Source organism: Enterobacter sp. Cy-643 (assembly GCF_011752815.1).
Taxonomy (GTDB): Bacteria; Pseudomonadota; Gammaproteobacteria; order Enterobacterales; family Enterobacteriaceae; genus Cedecea.
In genome coordinates this window covers 517,038-530,776 of sequence record NZ_VWWV01000003.1, presented here as the reverse complement: position 1 = coordinate 530,776, position 13,739 = coordinate 517,038, and the positions used below count along the sequence as shown (strand labels likewise).

Sequence of the window (13,739 nt, the reverse complement as noted above, 5' to 3'; positions counted from 1 at the left end):
GGGGAGAGGGTCAGGGTGAGGGGAAAAAAACAACCACGGAGCCCCTATGACCCAGCCTCGTCCGTCCTTCTTCGCCAGCGCCCGTGGCCGCCTGCTGTTTTTCAACCTGCTGGTAGTGGCGGTCACGCTGATGGTCTGCGGCGTGGCGGTGCTCGGCTTTCAACACGCCAGCCGCCTCCAGGAACAGGTGCAGGGGCAAACGCTGCTCGACATGTCCGGCAGCATGGAGCTGGCGCGTGACACCTCCAACGTGGCGACGGCGGCGGTCAGGCTTTCTCAGGTCGTCGGCGCGCTGGAATACCAGAGCGAAGCGGCAAGCCTGAAACAGACCCAGCTTTCGCTGCAAAACTCGCTTTCTCATCTGGCCACCGCGCCGCTGGCCCGGCGTGAACCGCAGCTGGTCAGCCGGATAATTGACCGCAGCAACGAGCTGGAAAGCAGCGTTACCAACATGCTGGTGATGGGGCACCGCCGCCACTTGCAGCGCAACCTGCTGCTAAGCGCCCTGTACCAGAACCAGAGCTATCTTGAGCACTTACAGGAGGTCAACGCGCGCGAAGGGCTGAACGTGCCGGATGCCGCGCTGCTCAAAGAAATGGATCGCCTGATGCTGGTGGCGATTCAGTCTTCCTCGCCGAGGCCAGCGGTACGCCAGCTGAGCGAAGTGATGCGGCTTTTGCCCGAACGAGCGCCGTCGCCGCTGGCGGACAGTATTTTGCAGCAGTTCAGAAGCGGCCTGCAGCAGCTGCCACCGCTCTCCGCCCAGCTTGAGGAGAGTGACCTGGGCATCGCCTGGCACATGTATCATATCAAAGCGCTGGTGGCTTTTCTGAATCAGGACATCAACCTGTACGTGCAAAAAGTCGGGGAAGAATCCCGACAGCGCAGCCAGCAAAGCCACCGGGATTTACAGTCCATTATCGCCTTTATCGGCCTGTTCGCCCTGCTGGCGCTGGTGATCACCGGCTTTGCCGGGCTGTATATCTACCGCAACCTGGGCTCTAACTTAACGGCCATTTCCCAGGCGATGACGCGGCTGGCGAAGGGTGAAAAAGAGGTCAGCGTGCCCGCCCAGCAGCGGCGCGATGAGCTGGGTGAACTGGCCAGGGCGTTTAACGTCTTTGCCCGCAATACGGCGTCGCTGGAGCACACCTCCCGCCTGCTGAAGGAGAAAAGCACCCTGCTGGAAACCACCTTCCACGCCATGCGTGATGGCTTTGCGCTGTTCGACAGCGACGGTTTCCTGGTGGTCTGGAACCAACAGTACCCGCTGCTGCTGGGGCTGGATCCGCAGCGCTTGCAGCGTGGCCAGCACTATCTTGGGCTGCTCAAGCAGGTCACGCCGCTGCAGGAGCATATGCTGGGGAATCTCTCCCGGCCTCTGCCGAAGCCGCAGGAACTGAGGCTGGCGGACGGACGCACCATCGAACTGCGCTTTAGTCCGGTGCCGGGGCGGGGCATGGTGAACGTGGTGCTGGAGCGCAGCGAGCGCAAGGCGCTGGAAGAGGCGCTGGTGCACAGCCAGAAAATGAAGGCGGTGGGGCAGCTCACCGGTGGCCTGGCGCACGACTTTAATAACCTGCTGGCGGTGATCATCGGCAGCCTGGAGCTGACCGCGACAGACTCACCGGACGCCGTGCGCATTCAGCGCGCGCTTAAGGCCGCCGAGCGCGGGGCGCAGCTTACCCAGCGGCTGCTTGCCTTTTCCCGTAAGCAATCGCTGCATCCTCGGGCGGTGGCGATGAAAAGCCTGCTGGAAAACCTCGACCCGCTGATGCGCCACTCTTTGCCCGCCCACCTCACGCTTACCGTAGAAGCCCAGCAGCCCGCCTGGCCCGCGTGGATAGACGTCAACCAGCTGGAGAACGCGATCATCAACCTGGTGATGAACGCCAGGGACGCGATGGAAGGCCGCAGCGGGGAAATTAAGATCCGTACCTGGAACCAGCGCGTGGTGCGTGGCGAAGGGCGCAAACAGGATATGGTGGTGATTGAAGTGGCCGACACTGGCCACGGCATGACGGACGACGTAAAAGCGCAGGTGTTTGAGCCGTTCTTTACCACCAAACAGACCGGGAGCGGCAGCGGGCTGGGGCTGTCGATGGTGTATGGCTTTGTGCGCCAGTCCGGCGGACGCGTGCAGATTGAAAGCGAGCCCGGCAAAGGGACTCGGGTCCGACTGCAGCTGCCTCGTGCTTCTGCGGAGGTGCAGCCGGAAGCCTTGCCGCTGGCCGGTGAACAGGCTGATATCGCCGACCAGCTGGTGCTGGTGCTCGAAGACGAGCCGGACGTGCGTCAGACGCTGTGCGAACAGCTGCACGAGCTGGGTTACCTGACGCTGGAAGCCAGCGACAGCCAGCAGGCGCTGGAGTTAATGGCTGAGGTACCGGACATCGGCCTCGCGATCAGCGACCTGATGCTGCCCGGCGAGCTAAGCGGCGCGGATGTGCTGCAGCAGGCTCGCCGCCATCATCCTCACCTGGATTTGCTGCTGATCAGCGGGCAGGACCTTCGCCGCAGCGAACAGCACCTGCCCGATGTGGAGCTGCTGCGTAAGCCCTTTACCCGAGCGCAGCTTGCTGAGGCGCTACGTAAAGCGCGGGCAGGAAACAGGCGCGGGCAAGCGTAGCCGCACCCTGAGCGCCATTGAAGGCCGAGGAAGATGCGTCGATAAAGCGCACGGCATCATGCGGCAACGGGCGGCGCAGATAGCGTTTTGTCTGTGCCACCAGCGCCTCACGCGGAAAATCGACCATGTCCATCACGCCGCCGCCGAGGATCACTGCATCCGGGTCGAAAAGGTTGATGCTGGTAGCGATGGCGCGCGCCGCGTGGTCGAGGAGGGCGGCGACAAACGGCTCCCGCGCGGCAAAGGTAAACAGCTCGCCAATTTCATACGTTTTCGGGCTGGCGTCGTACCAGCGTTTCAGGGCAATCCCCGAGCACACCGTCTCCAGGCAGCCTGCATTACCGCAGCCGCAGGTCAGGTGCATATCGCCCTGAGGAATATGGCCCAGTTCCCCGGCAACGCCGTGGGCACCGATCCAGGGGGCGCCGTTCAGCCAGACGGCAAAGCCCATACCGGTGCCAAGGTAAGCGCCAAGCACCTGTTGATGCTGCAGGCCGTTTTGCGCGACGTCGAAAGAGAGCTGCAGGTTTACATCCCGGGAAAACTCGACCGGGCAGCCGAGAGCATCCTCCAGCTTACCTGCCAGCTCGTTCAGTTCCAGCGCGGAAAGCGGCAAATTCGGCGTGGAAATTATCGTGCGCTTGTCTTTGCCTACCAGCGCCGGGAACCCCATCACCATGCCGCGGCAGCGGGCGTTAAGGCGTTCTAACCGGTCGTTTAACAGATGGGCGATCCCGCAGACCACGCCCCCTGCGATAATGTCTGCCGTGCGCTGTTTTTCACAGTGCAGCACCGTGCCGGATTCGTCCTGTAAACACAGGCGGATATGGGTGGCGCCCATATCCACTCCGGCCACCACGTTAAGCGGTTTTGGCATGGGGCATAACCTCGTCTTTGGCCGCCAGGATCTGCTCGCTCATCACCTGCCAGGCCTCGTCGATGTCCCGGGCGTGGTTAAACAGCCCGGAAGTGCCGACGATAAACACATCTGCCCCGGCGGCCATGAGTCGTTCATAGGTTGCCGCGTTGCAGGAACCGTCAATTTCAATCTCGTAGCTCAGCCCTTCGCGCTCGCGCCAGGCTTTCAGCTCGGCCACTTTGTCCAGCATTTCCGGGATAAACGGCTGGCCGGCAAACCCCGGGTCAACGGTCATTACCGTCACCTTGTCCGCCTTATGAATGTAGTACTTCATTGCCTCGACCGGCGTTTCCGGGTTCAAAATCAGGCCAACTTTCATGCCGTGGCGGCGAATTTCTTCGATGAGGCGAAAGGCCTGGCCGTTAATGGTTTCCGGGTGCAGGGTGATAATGTCCGCCCCGGCCTCCGCCAGCGGGACGATGTAATCCTGCGGGCGGGTGACCATCAAATGGCAATCCAGCGGCTTGCTGGCAAGCTTCCTGACCTGGCCGACGAAGAACGGGGACAGCGTCAGGTTCGGCACAAAGTGACCGTCCATGATGTCGATATGGAAGTAGTCCGCGTGCAGGTCGATAAACGCAATCTGTTCCTGGAATTTTGCCAGATCCATGCACATCAACGAGGGGGAAATTTTCATTACAAGCTCCTGTAATTCTATGGATTTCTGACAGCGGGTGCAGCCAACGCATCTGCCGTTCTTATTTACTGATTAACCGATCCAGGGCCACCGCGGCGATGATCAGCCCGCCCATTACCACCAACTGGTAATAGGTTTGTACCTGGAGAATATTGAGCCCGTTGTTGATGGTGCCGATGATCAGGCCGCCAATCACCACCGAGAAAATCCGGCCCTTGCCGCCGAAGAAACTGGTGCCACCGATAATGGCGCTGGCGATGGCGTAGGTTTCAAACCCCATGCCTGCCAGCGGCTCTGCGGCACCCAGGCGGGCGGTTGAGACCACGCCCGCCAGCCCGGCGCAGATACCGGAAATGATGAACACCACCAGCATGTGGAACTTGACGTCGATGCCGGAGTAGAACGCCGAGTTTTTATTACCGCCGAGGGCGTAAATATTGCGGCCCAGCCGCGTGCGGGTGGTCAGGAACCACAGTATCCCGGCGACAATCAGCGAGAAGATCACCGGCACCGGAATGCCGAGTGGCGTGGCAGCGAAGAAGTTCACGAAGTCGAATGAGAAGCCGTACACCGAGTTGGCATCAGAGATAACCAGCGTGATGCCGCGGAAAATGGCGTTGGTACCGAGGGTGATGATGAACGGATGCAGCCCCGTCCAGTTCACCAGGCAGCCGTTAATCGCCCCCAGCAGCCCGCCGACAATCACGCCGCCAATCAGCGCCGCAAGGAACGGATCGACGCCCGCCAGCATCAGTTTGGCGGTGACCATGCCGGAAAGTGCCAGAATCGCACCCACCGACAGGTCGATCCCCGCCACCAGAATGGCGAAGAACTCCCCCATGCCGATAAGCACCGTCACCGAGCTTTGCACAAAGATGGCGCTGATGTTGCTGGCCGTCAGGAAGTACTCAGCGGAGAGCGTGCCGAAGATGGCGACGATAATCGCGAGGATGAAGAAGGTGCCGTATTTGTCCCAAAACTGGGCGAAATTGAACGGTTTTTTTTCGCTTTCTTCGCGTTTCATTCTTGTGGTAATGCCCATGCCATAATCTCCTCTTCGCTGATATCGTCGCGATTGGTCAGGATTTGCGTCAGTCGCCCTTCGCAGAACACGGCAATGCGGTCGCAGACGGCGATAATTTCGGGAAGCTCAGACGACACCATCAGGATGACTTTTCCGTCATCCGCCAGCTGGCGCATCACTTTGTAAATTTCGGCCTTCGCGCCGACGTCGATGCCGCGGGTAGGCTCATCGAAAATGATCACTTCCGGGTTGCAGCACAGCCATTTAGAAATCAGCACCTTCTGCTGATTGCCGCCCGAAAGCTCGGTGATGTTCTGGTCAACGCTGTGGCACTTCAGCGCCAGCAGCTGGCGCTGGGCTTCGGCAGTCTGGCGCTCCTCGGCTTCGTTAAACAGGCCCATCGCGCCTTTATAACCGCCGCGCTTGAGACTCTGGCTGACGGCCATGTTCTGCGCGATGGAGAAGTTGGCGAAAAAGCCGTTATCGCGGCGGCTTTCGGTGATGTAGCCCATGCCTTTTTTCAGCGCATCCATCGGCGAGCTGGGGGAGATATTTTTACCGTTAAGCAGAATTTCCCCGGAGGAACGTTTGTCCACGCCGAACAGGCAGTCCATCAGCTCGGTACGCCCGGAGCCGACGAGGCCGGAGAAGCCCAGGATCTCGCCCCGGTTCACGCTGAACGAAATATCTTTCACTTTTTTGCGGTCGCGGCTGCTGACGTTCTTCACTTCAAACACCACGTCAGGCTCCACGTTCCCGGCGCTCTCTTTCATCGCGCTAAAGCGGTTTTGCAGCTCGCGGCCAACCATCAGGCGCACAATGTCATCGTTGGAGACGTCGCTGACCAGGCCGCTGCAGACGCTGCTGCCGTCTTTCATTACCGTGTAGCGGTCGCAGATGCGGCGGATTTCGGCGAGCTTATGGGAGATGTACACCATCGCCGTGCCTTCTTTCCGCAGCTGGTTCATGATGAGAAAAAGATAATCCACTTCTTTATTGGTTAACGAAGAGGTGGGTTCATCCATAATAATGACTTTGGCGTCCAGCATTAATGTTTTGGCAATTTCTAACATTTGCTTGTGACTGATGGATAAATTACCCACCTTTTCATCGAGATCCACTTTTAAGCCGACACGTAAAAGCATCATCGCGGCGCGAATACGCATCTCTTTCCAGTCAACAATATTAATCCCGAAGACTTTTTTAGTGGTATGACGGCCAATATAAAGATTTTCTAAAACTGTTAATTCATCAATAACGCTGAGTTCTTGATAAATAATCCCAATGCCGAGCTGTGCCGCTAATTTATGATCAAGTTTTTCATAATTAACGTCATTAATCGTAATGGTGCCTTTGGTCGGTTCGTGAATACCCGACAGGACTTTCATCAGGGTTGATTTACCTGCACCGTTTTCCCCGAGCAGCGCATGAATTTCGCCGGGAAATATTGTTAAATCAACCGATTTTAATGCGTGAACCGGACCAAAGGATTTGCCGATCCCCGCCATTGCAATATATGGCGTGACCATGACGAGCCTCAATCATTTTTAGCGAAGGTTTCCCCTCACCCTAACCCTCTCCCCACGGGGGAGAGGGGACGGTACCGAGCGGGTGTTGGTTTTCTCTCTCGCCCCGGAAGGGAGAGGGCATAACTGCTGCCACTGCTTTTCTTTTAGTACTCTTTTTGCACCTTTGCCCGTGGGCGAAGGCTCCGTTTTTTCACTTACTCCCTGCGGGAGAGAGCCACCCCTTTTTTTCCTTCTCACTGAGGGAGAGGGGCACGCCTTCTTTCTCCCTCTCCCCTTTGGGGAGAGGGCTGGGGTGAGGGGATAAAGCCACTCAAACCTTAATTATTTCGTCACCAGCACCGAATCCACCAGGCTAAACTGCGGGGACTTGTCCAGCGCAATCACCTTGCCGGTTTTCGCCGCATCGACCAGCAGCTTCAGGCCCGTTGCGCCGATATCTGCCGGATTCTGTGCCACGGTGGCGGTCATCTGTCCGTCAGCTACCATCTTACGGGCCTCCGGGATGCCGTCGGTGCCGACAACCAGTATTTTCCCGGTCTTCCCGGCGTTGGCCACCGCCTGAGCGGCGCCCATTGCCATGGTGTCGTTCGCGCAGTAGAAGGCTTTCAGGTTAGGGTTACGCTGCAGCACGTTGGTGGCTACATCGAGCGCCTTGATGCGATCCCAGTCGGCGGGCTGGCTGGCAACCAGTTTGATCTGGCTGGCTTTCTTAAACGCATCGCTGGCACCCACGCGGCGGGCTTCGCCGGAGGCGTTCCCGGCTTTGCCTTCGATGATGGCCACGTCGCCGCCTGCGGCACCGAGCTTATCAATGATGAAGCCTGCACCCTTCGCGCCGACCGCCACGTTATCGGTAGTGACAAAGGCTTCGACGTTGCCGCCGGCTTTTTTCAGGTTATCCATATCGATTTTTTCATCGAGGTTGACCAGGTAAATGCCTTTTTTCCAGGCATTCGCGACCGGCACCACGAGGTTTACCGAAGAGAGCGGCGCAAAAGCGATGCCTTTGTATTTCTTATTGGTTAAATCTTCAAAAAGCTGTAATTGCGACTGGAAATCCCCCTCCGAAGGTGAAGCAAAAATATCTACGCTAACGCCCAGGGTTTTGGCTTCATCTTCAATACCTTTTTTCATATCCACCCAATAAGGATTGGATAATGTTTTTAATACCACCGCATAATCGGCAGCCGCAAAAGCGCTGGTGGATAACATCAGGCCCATAGCAGCGCCGCTGAATATTTTCAGATATTTATTCATAATAATATTCTCAGTGTAGGGTACAGTCAGATCCCGCTGAGGCGGGATCTCTTTTTTATTTCAACGCGCCTGGGGAAAAGAAATCCACAATTGCGCCGGTTTTTTGCATGTTTAATGTTGCCTGTTCAATATTTTGCTGTGCGACTGAAACAAAAAATGCATCGAGTAACGTTAATTGTAATATACGTGCCGAGGCGTTTCGGCCCAATAAAGGTGTCTCGGGCGCCGGTGAACAAATAATAAAGTCAGCCAGCCGGGCAATCGGTGAATGATAGCTATGAGTAATACAAATTATTTTTGCGCCGTTCTTTTTCGCCAGCTCAACCGCTGCTTTTAAATCACCGGTGCGCCCCGAATGGGACACCACCAGTACCACATCGCCTTCTTTTAGCAGCGAGGCCGACATCATCATGATGTGGGCATCCTGGTAAGCCTGGCAGCGCACGCCGATGCGCAAAAACTTGTGCTGGATGTCGTTACAAATGGCGTTTGAGCCGCCAACGCCGTACAAATCCCGCTGTTTTGCCTTCGCGAAGTAGCGCGCCGCGCGGTGGATTTCGTCCACGTTGACGATCGACTGCCCTTCCATGATGGTGCGCAGGGTAATGTTAAACACCTTATTGACCACATCCTGCGGCGCTTCGTCGAAGGCAAGCTCGGTGGGCAATACCTGCTCTGACTCGGAAAAGTAGGTGACCAGCGCGCTGCGCAGGTTACGGAAGCCGCTGAACCCCAGCAGCTTCGAGACTTTAACGATCATCGCTTCCGACACCGCAAGGGATTCGGCAACGTCTTTAATGGCCGGGGCATCGCTCAGATTGCCGGGCTTCAACAACCAGTCGACGATGCGGCTTTCGTTGTCCGTCATCCCCTCCTGCTTCATGCGCAGCCAGGGGGCAAGGCCGATGCCGAACGGCGGCTGTGAATCAATATCTGACTGACTCATCCTGTTCTCTCGTGTCCGTAGAGTGAAGACGCCACTATAACACCACAGCATGTGCAGAAAATATGCTGCATACTTCACAAAAATAATTAATTCATAAAGTTTTACTTTTTGTGAAGTAAGGTAAACGCTTAATTTTACTTATTTGTATGAAATATAATGAATTAATTTAATTCTCAGCGTTAATGGAAGTCGTTTTATGACACATGGATGACAAGTTCATGCATTGTGTTGTGAAGATAATCGGTGTAGAAATGGCCACGAACCCGGCAATTTTGCCGATTAATTGGGCAGTGAACCGGTCTTAAATCACGAAAATTGTCGGGTTCGTAAAGTAACGGCAACGGTGAGGATAAAATGAAAAAAATTGCATTTGGCTGTGACCACGTAGGCTTTCTGCTGAAGACGGAGATTGTGGCGCATCTTCAGGAAAGAGGGATTGAGGTGCTGGACAAGGGCACCTGGTCCGGTGAGCGCACCGATTATCCGCTCTACGCCAGCGCGGTCGCGGAAGCCGTGGTGAACGGCGAAGCCGAAGGCGGCATTTTAATTTGCGGCACCGGCGTGGGGATCTCGATCACCGCCAATAAGTTTCCCGGTATCCGGGCAGTGGTCTGCAGTGAACCTTATTCCGCGCTGCTTTCCCGCCAGCACAACAACACCAACGTGCTGGCCTTCGGCTCTCGGGTGGTGGGGCTGGATTTGGCCAAAATGATCGTCGATGCGTGGTTAAACGGGCAGTTTGAAGGCGGGCGACATCAGGCTCGGATCGAAGCCATCGGCGCGCTGGAGTCGCCGAGAATTTGAGATTCCTCCGCTACTGTGCGTGAGGCCGGCTGACTACGCTGAGGCCAGTCCATCCCGGAGACTGACCGATGAAATCTTATGCCGCCGCGCTGCTGCTCGGCACGCTTTACCTGGCCTCGCCGTTCGCGCAGGCCGACGTGATTGATGACGCGATTGGCAATATCCAGCAGGCATTTAGCGATGCTTACAAGCCGGGCGGCGACCGCGTTTATCACGATGACAATGATGATCCGGCGAATCAGCGCCGGCTCAGCCGTCAGGATGAAGTCCGCTTTCGGCAACTGGAGGATCGGCGCCGCAGCCTTGATGAACGCCAGAACCAGCTTGACCGCGAGCGCCAGCAGCTGGATGACGAAGAGAGCCGTTTGCAGGACGACGACGATCGCTAGTCCAGCACGATCTCCATGCCGTCAAAACCTGCCTCAAACCCTGCAGGCAGCGCGTGGTGCATCAGCCATTCATCAAACTGGTGGCTGATGTGGGTCAGCACGACGCGGGGGCTGCCAATCTGCTCATTCAGCGCGATAACCGTGGTTAAGTCACAGTGATTTTTGGGGGTGTCAGACCGGGGTTCGCGGCTGCAATCTATCACCACCACTTCCGGGCGGTTGGCGGCCAGAAACTTCAGGGTTTTGTCCGGCAGCCCCGCCGTATCGCTCAGCCAGGCCAGTCGGCTGTAGGCTGTTTCAAACAGATAGCCAAACGTCAGCTTTGAGTGCAGGAGCGGCAGCGGCGTGACGCGCAGCGCCTGCAAAGTAAAGGCGACAAACGGCTCGACGGTATAGCTAAAGTCCAGCAGGCCGGGGTGCTTAAACAGATCGTCGCAGCCCTGTTCATCCGGCGGACCGTAAACCGGGATTTTTTCGCCTACGCCCCAGCGCAGCGGGAACAGCCCCTGGACATGATCCATATGGTAATGGGTGAGCAAAAACTGTTGAAAATCCCCCGGCTGCCAGCTGTCCATCAGGTCAGGCAGCCCCGCGTCTATCAGCGTAATCGCATCGTTATACTTGAGTACCGCGCTGCACGGGCGGCGGCGGTGGGCCGGATTGGTTCGGGCTCGTGAACAGGCGGTGCAGCGGCAGCCCCAGGCCGGGACAAGCTGCGCCCCGCCGGTACCGCTAAGCGTTAGCGTGAGCGTCATCAGGTGTCTCCACCGGTTTGGTAAAGCGGATATGGGTGGCGCGGTAGCCTTCACGCTCGTAAAAACGATGGGCATCTTTGCGGCTGGTGCTGGTCGAAAGCTCCGTCAGCTCCGCATCGGCTTTGCGTGCTTTTTCTTCAGCCCAGGCGAGCAGCTGTTTACCGACGCCGTGGCCGCGCGCTTCTTCCAGCACCACCAGCTCCTGTATTTCACCGATGCGGCGGCCGTGATGCAGGTGGTATTGCAGGTGCAGGCTTATCATCCCGACCGCTTTGTTCCCCAGCCACGCTAAATGATAAAAGATATTCGGGTCGCGCAGGTTCTCGGCAAAGCAGGCGTTAAAGCCGGGGCGATCGGCCTGGGCCTGCTTTAGCTCGCAGATCATGCGGTAGACGGTGTCGCTGTCTTCGATAGCGGCGGCCTTTAACTTAACAACATCAGACATGGCGGGGCTCCTTGCGGTGAAGCGGGATAACGTTCGAGCGGTGCTGGGCTAACAGCTGCATAAATAATGCAGCAGACTGTAGCAGACTCCCGTCGTTGTTGAGTATCAGGCAATCGCCTCCCTCTGGCGAGTAAAGCGCGGCCCGCTGCAGCCGCTGCTCGATTTGCTCTGCGTTTTCCCGCCCGCGCTGTTCCAGCCGCTGGCGCAGTACGTCCGGGGAAACCTGCAGGCAGATGGGCACCAGCCCATCGCCATAGCGTTCCCGCGCCTGTTTCAGGTGCTGGCGCGAGCCGTTCACCACCACGTCAAATCCGGCTTCGAGCCATATATCCATTTCCACACCGACGCCGTAGGAGTGCTCGTGCGCCTGCCAGCTCAGGGCAAACAGCCCTAGCTGCTGGCGCTGCTCAAACTCTTTTGCGCTCAGCGCAATGTGGTTCTCGCAGCCTGCATCGGCGGCGCGGGTAATATACCGGTGCGCCACCAGCAGCCTGGCGTGCTCCTGCTGGCGCAGGGCGCTCAGCAGGCTGTCTTTGCCGGAGCCGGACGGGCCCATCAGCCAGATTAGTTTACTCATCAGAACACCCGAATTCCCTGGCGCCAGACGTGATCGACATGGATATGGTCGCCGTGCATGTGCGCCAGCACCAAATCCGCTCGTTTCCCTTCCGCCAGCGTTCCCCGGTCGGCCAGGTTCAGCGCCCGCGCAGGGTTGCGTGTCACCAGGTGAATCGCCTGCGCCAGCGTGAAGCTGTTGCTGTCGTCGTGCGCCACGCGGAAGGCCGCATCCAGCAGGCTTGCCGGGTAGTAATCCGAGGAAAGGATATCCAGCAGCCCGGCCTGAGCAAGATGGCTGGCCGCCACGTTGCCGGAGTGAGAGCCGCCGCGCACGATGTTTGGCGCGCCCATCAGCACGCTCATGCCGTGGCGACGAGAGGCTTCGGCGGCTTCTTCCGTGGTCGGGAATTCGGCGATCACGCTGCCGATTTCATGGGACTCCACAACGTGGGCGGTCGTCGCATCGTCATGGCTGGCGAGGGCGATATTGCGGTCGCGGCAGCGGGCGGCAATGGCCTGGCGGTTTGGCTGTGACCAGCGGGCCGCCAGCGTCAGCTGTTCTTCTTCAAAGCGATCCATCTGCTCGTTGGTGAGATGGTATTTGCCCTGATAGTAGTCGCGGTATTTGGACAGCTCCGCGTACTGACGCTGGCCCGGCGAGTGATCCATCAGCGACACGAGGGAGACCAGTTCTCGGTCAACCAGCTTGTCGAACAGCGGCAGCGTGGTGTGGTGCGGCAGCTCGCAGCGCAGATGCAGGCGATGTTCGGCGCGGTTAAGGCCACGCTTTTGCGTATCCTCCACGGCGTTGATCATTTTTTCGAGATTTTCCAGGCGGTCGCCGCCGTCGCGCACGTCGCCGATGGCAACGGCGTCCAGCACGGTGGTGATGCCGCTCGCTACCATCAGCGCGTCGTGGCTGCTCATGGCGGAGTGCGCCGGCCAGTCAACCTTTGGCCGTGGGGTAAAGAATTTATCCAGGTTGTCGGTGTGCAGCTCAATCAGCCCCGGCAGCAGCCAGCCGCCGCCGCCGTCGTGTGCGCCAGGCAGCTGGCTTTGGGTCTCGGCAAAGTTGCGAATAACACCGTCGGCCACTTCCAGTGAGCCACTGACCACTTCTTCTTCCAGCACCAGGCGAACATTATTGATAATCATGTTGGGGCTCCATCGCGGACATCGTATGCAGGCGGTCGGCCACCTGTTCACGTACAGCTTCATCGTGGAAGATGCCGACAATGGCCGCTCCACGCGCTTTTGCTTCCTGAATCAAAGCCACCACGGCGGCGCTGTTTTTGGCGTCCAGCGAGGCGGTAGGCTCATCCAGCAGTAAAATGGGGTAATCAACAATAAAGCCGCGGGCGATGTTCACGCGCTGCTGCTCGCCGCCGGAGAAGGTCGACGGCGCCAGGTGCCACAGGCGCTCCGGCACGTTGAGCCGGGTCAGCAGGCTGGCGGCTTTTTTCTCGCACTCTTCACGCGGTACGCCTAAATCCAGCAGCGGCTGCATGACGACTTCAAGCGCGGAAATACGCGGAATAACGCGCAGGAACTGGCTCACCCAGCCGATGGTCTGGCGGCGTACCGCCAGCACTTCGCGCGCCGGGGCCTGCACGATGTCGATCCATTCGTCGTTGTGCTTAACCCAGATGTGTCCTTCATCCGGCAAATAGTTGGCGTAGAGCGAGCGCAGCAGGGTGGATTTCCCGCTGCCGGAGTGGCCGTGCAGCACCACGCATTCACCGCTTTTGACTTCCAGCGAGGCGTTGGCCAGCACCGGCAGGCGAATGCCGTGCTGATGGTGCAGGACAAAGGTTTTGCTCAGGTTTTCAACCCGTATTCTGGTCATA

At 58.1% G+C, this 13,739-nt stretch carries 14 protein-coding genes; 3 read left to right on the top strand and 11 right to left on the bottom strand.

Annotation, left to right across the window (positions count from 1 at the left end; translation table 11 throughout):
* Positions 1–46: 46 nt before the first annotated feature.
* On the top strand, positions 47–2,629 hold the full coding sequence (locus tag F3J29_RS15605) for an ATP-binding protein (RefSeq protein ID WP_166867391.1): 2,583 nt from the start codon (positions 47–49) through the stop codon (positions 2,627–2,629).
* Here the strand turns inward: F3J29_RS15605 and alsK are convergent.
* The 6 genes from alsK to F3J29_RS15575 form a co-directional block, all read right to left on the bottom strand.
* Positions 2,562–3,506, bottom strand: a complete 945-nt coding sequence (gene alsK / locus F3J29_RS15600) for an allose kinase (RefSeq protein ID WP_166867389.1) — start codon at positions 3,504–3,506, stop codon at positions 2,562–2,564. The genes F3J29_RS15605 and alsK overlap by 68 nt on opposite strands.
* Complete coding sequence (alsE, locus tag F3J29_RS15595; protein ID WP_008455746.1) at positions 3,490–4,185, bottom strand: D-allulose 6-phosphate 3-epimerase; 696 nt, start codon at positions 4,183–4,185, stop codon at positions 3,490–3,492. The genes alsK and alsE overlap by 17 nt, the downstream gene beginning before the upstream one ends.
* Before the next feature lie 61 nt (positions 4,186–4,246).
* On the bottom strand, positions 4,247–5,227 hold the full coding sequence (alsC, locus tag F3J29_RS15590; RefSeq protein WP_038476559.1) for a D-allose ABC transporter permease: 981 nt from the start codon (positions 5,225–5,227) through the stop codon (positions 4,247–4,249).
* Positions 5,206–6,738: a D-allose ABC transporter ATP-binding protein AlsA gene (gene alsA / locus F3J29_RS15585; protein WP_008455742.1), complete on the bottom strand. Its 1,533-nt coding sequence runs from the start codon at positions 6,736–6,738 to the stop codon at positions 5,206–5,208. The genes alsC and alsA overlap by 22 nt, the downstream gene beginning before the upstream one ends.
* A gap of 321 nt (positions 6,739–7,059) precedes the next feature.
* Positions 7,060–7,995 (bottom strand): D-allose transporter substrate-binding protein, encoded by a 936-nt coding sequence (gene alsB / locus F3J29_RS15580; RefSeq protein ID WP_166867387.1) that lies wholly within the window; start codon positions 7,993–7,995, stop codon positions 7,060–7,062.
* A 55-nt stretch (positions 7,996–8,050) separates the two neighbouring features.
* Positions 8,051–8,941 carry a MurR/RpiR family transcriptional regulator gene (locus tag F3J29_RS15575; protein WP_166867385.1) on the bottom strand — a complete coding sequence of 297 codons (891 nt, stop codon included), beginning with the start codon at positions 8,939–8,941 and terminating at the stop codon, positions 8,051–8,053.
* Between the two features lie 354 nt (positions 8,942–9,295).
* Here F3J29_RS15575 and rpiB point away from each other — a divergent pair, with 354 nt between their 5' ends.
* Complete coding sequence (rpiB, locus tag F3J29_RS15570; RefSeq protein ID WP_166867384.1) at positions 9,296–9,745, top strand: bifunctional allose-6-phosphate isomerase/ribose-5-phosphate isomerase RpiB; 450 nt, start codon at positions 9,296–9,298, stop codon at positions 9,743–9,745.
* 68 nt (positions 9,746–9,813) lie between these two features.
* On the top strand, positions 9,814–10,134 hold the full coding sequence (yjdP, locus tag F3J29_RS15565) for a DDRRRQL repeat protein YjdP (RefSeq protein WP_166867382.1): 321 nt from the start codon (positions 9,814–9,816) through the stop codon (positions 10,132–10,134).
* Here the strand turns inward: yjdP and phnP are convergent.
* The 5 genes from phnP to phnL are packed head-to-tail and all read right to left on the bottom strand — an operon-like array spanning position 10,131 to position 13,738.
* Entirely contained in the window at positions 10,131–10,889 is a 759-nt protein-coding gene (gene phnP, locus F3J29_RS15560; RefSeq protein WP_166867381.1) for a phosphonate metabolism protein PhnP, read from the bottom strand. The genes yjdP and phnP overlap by 4 nt on opposite strands.
* The gene (gene phnO / locus F3J29_RS15555; protein ID WP_166867379.1) at positions 10,867–11,334 is read right to left on the bottom strand and encodes an aminoalkylphosphonate N-acetyltransferase; all 468 of its coding nucleotides are present in this window, start codon (positions 11,332–11,334) and stop codon (positions 10,867–10,869) included. The genes phnP and phnO overlap by 23 nt, the downstream gene beginning before the upstream one ends.
* Entirely contained in the window at positions 11,327–11,914 is a 588-nt protein-coding gene (phnN, locus tag F3J29_RS15550) for a ribose 1,5-bisphosphokinase (RefSeq protein ID WP_286175417.1), read from the bottom strand. The genes phnO and phnN overlap by 8 nt, the downstream gene beginning before the upstream one ends.
* Positions 11,911–13,047 (bottom strand): alpha-D-ribose 1-methylphosphonate 5-triphosphate diphosphatase, encoded by a 1,137-nt coding sequence (gene phnM / locus F3J29_RS15545; protein ID WP_008455728.1) that lies wholly within the window; start codon positions 13,045–13,047, stop codon positions 11,911–11,913. The genes phnN and phnM overlap by 4 nt, the downstream gene beginning before the upstream one ends.
* The gene (gene phnL, locus F3J29_RS15540) at positions 13,034–13,738 is read right to left on the bottom strand and encodes a phosphonate C-P lyase system protein PhnL (protein ID WP_166867376.1); all 705 of its coding nucleotides are present in this window, start codon (positions 13,736–13,738) and stop codon (positions 13,034–13,036) included. Before phnL ends, phnM begins: the two co-directional genes overlap by 14 nt.
* Position 13,739 lies beyond the last annotated feature (1 nt).